This is a genomic window from Streptomyces sp. NPDC102437 (genome assembly GCF_044765565.1).
Classification (GTDB): Bacteria; Actinomycetota; Actinomycetes; order Streptomycetales; family Streptomycetaceae; genus Streptomyces.
Window position 1 is genome coordinate 1 of the sequence record NZ_JBIWKI010000144.1, and the last position, 2,430, is coordinate 2,430.

Here is a 2,430-nt window from a genome sequence, read left to right on the forward strand (position 1 = left end):
CACACCCCCAACTGGACCACCTACTACAACCACCCCAAAACCCACCACACCCCCCTCCCCACCTACCCCTTCCAACACCACACCTACTGGCTCAAATCAGCAGACAACGTCACCACGGATCCAGCGCTCTCCTCGGCAGAGTCTGCCGATTCCCTCTTCTGGGAAGTCGTGGAGCGCGAGGACCTCGATGCGCTTTCCCGTACGTTGGGGGTGGCCGACGAGACAACCCTCACATCTGCGCTTCCCGCTCTCGCCAAATGGCGCCGCGAACAACGTGAGCAATCCGTTGTCGATTCCTGGCGCTACCGGGTCAGCTGGGTCTCAACATCCGCGCCGTCGTCTCGCACACCAGAAGGCCATTGGCTCGTCGTAGTGCCGGACAGCCTTCGCGAGGACGCATCTATCGCATCCGTGGTGCGCGCGCTGCGAGAGGGCGGTGCCAGTGTTGACGCCGTACATATCTCAGAGGACGCATTCCCGGTACCTGATGTTGTTCGTGAAACGGTCCATGACGTGGCGGGACTCTCCGGGGTTCTCTCCTTCCTCGCCCTGGATGACCACGCCGACATCAGCAGCGACACCCGCGGGCTGCCGCCCGGGCTCGCCGCGACCGTGGAGCTCATTCGGTTCCTGACCGAGTCCGAGGCGTCGGCCCCGTTGTGGTGCGCTACGCGGGAGGCGGTCTCCACGGTCCGCTTCGAGGAACCGCGGAACGTCAGCCAGGCCCAGTTCTGGGGGCTGGGGCGCGCCGCGGCGCTGGAGCTTCCGGAGACCTGGGGCGGGCTCGTCGATCTGCCCGAGGCCCTCGACGAGCGAGCGATCAAACGGCTTCTCGGCGTACTTGCCGATTCTCGTGGCGAAGACCAACTGGCGCTGCGGGCATCAGGCGTCTTCGCCCGCCGCCTTTCTCGACACCCTGGTAGCGCCAACGCCTCCGCCGCCGCAGCGCAGGATGCCACCGAGTGGACAGCCCCCAGCGGCACGATTCTGATCACCGGCGGTACCGGCGGGCTGGGTGGCCATGTAGCGCGCTGGCTGGCACGTGCGGCCGCGGACCACCTGCTGCTCGTCAGCCGGCGTGGTCCAGACGCTCCACAGGCCGACGCGCTGCGGGATGAACTCACCGCCTTGGGTGCCGAGGTCACCATGGCCGCCTGCGATGTATCGAACCGGGCTGCGGTGGAGCATCTCCTGTCCACCATTCCTCAAGACAAGCCGCTTCGTGGCGTCGTCCACACGGCAGGAGTCGGCCAGCTGACGCCCCTGCTGGAGACCGGAACGGACGAATTCGCCGACATACTGAGCGCCAAAACGGCTGGAGCGGCGCACCTTGATGCGCTCCTAGACGAGCAGCGGCTCGACCTCTTCGTGCTCTTCTCATCCATTTCCGGTGTCTGGGGAAGCGGCGGCCAAGCTGCTTATGGTGCAGCGAACGCCTACCTAGACGCGCTGGCGCAGCGTCGTCAGGCTCGGGGTTTTGCCGCCACTTCCGTCGCATGGGGCCCGTGGGCCGATGGCGGGATGGCGGACGGAGATGCCGGCGAGCACATGCGCCGTCGTGGCCTGCCTGCGCTGCAGCCCGACCTTGCGATCGCCGCTCTTGAACAGGCAGTGCGGCTCGGGGAAGCGTGTGTCACCGTCGCCGATGTCCTGTGGGATGTCTTTCTGCCTGCCTTTGTCTCCGCCCGCCCCAGCCCTTTGATGTCCGGCCTCTCCGAGGCACGGACCATACTCGATGGGAGTGCAGGCTCAGGCCGGACAGGCACGAGCCTCCGGGAAGAGAAGGCGAATACGGGCGAGTCCGGGAAACTGCAGCGGCTCGCTGGAATGACGGCTGCGGAACGACGGTCATGGTTCCTGGCAACAGTCACCACGGAGGTGGCAGCTGTACTCGGACACTCCGCCTCCGACGACATCGAGGCCAATCGGTCCTTCAAGGATCTCGGCTTCGATTCGCTCACCGCAGTCGAGCTACGCAATCAGCTCGCTAATGGCCTTGGCATCACATTGCCTTCGACGCTGGTCTTCGACTACCCCACGTCCGAACAGCTCGCCGTACACCTCGCGTCGCTGTTCGCCGACGAGGTCGGATCGCACGCCCCGCCTGCGCCGACCGTGCAATCGGGGGGCACCTCAGACGAACCTTTGGCCATCATCGGCATGAGCTGCCGCTTTCCTGGAGGTGTACGTGACCCACAAGGATTGTGGGATCTCGTACGGTCCGGTCGTGATGCGGTGTCGGACTTCCCCACTGATCGCGGCTGGGATCTGGCCGCCCTGCTCGACTCAGCACCGGACGACGCGGGCAGCAGCTTCGCCACAGCGGGCGGTTTCCTGTACGACGCCGCGGAGTTCGATGCGGACTTCTTCGGGATCTCGCCGCGCGAGGCCCTGGCCATGGACCCCCAGCAGCGCCTCCTGCTCGAAGCC

Annotated in this window: 1 protein-coding gene; it reads left to right on the forward strand. The window is 65.9% G+C overall.

Annotated elements, in window-relative coordinates; translation table 11 throughout:
• Positions 1 to 2,430: SDR family NAD(P)-dependent oxidoreductase (locus ACIRJP_RS42405; RefSeq protein ID WP_404186565.1), on the forward strand; the 2,430-nt coding region annotated here is incomplete at both ends.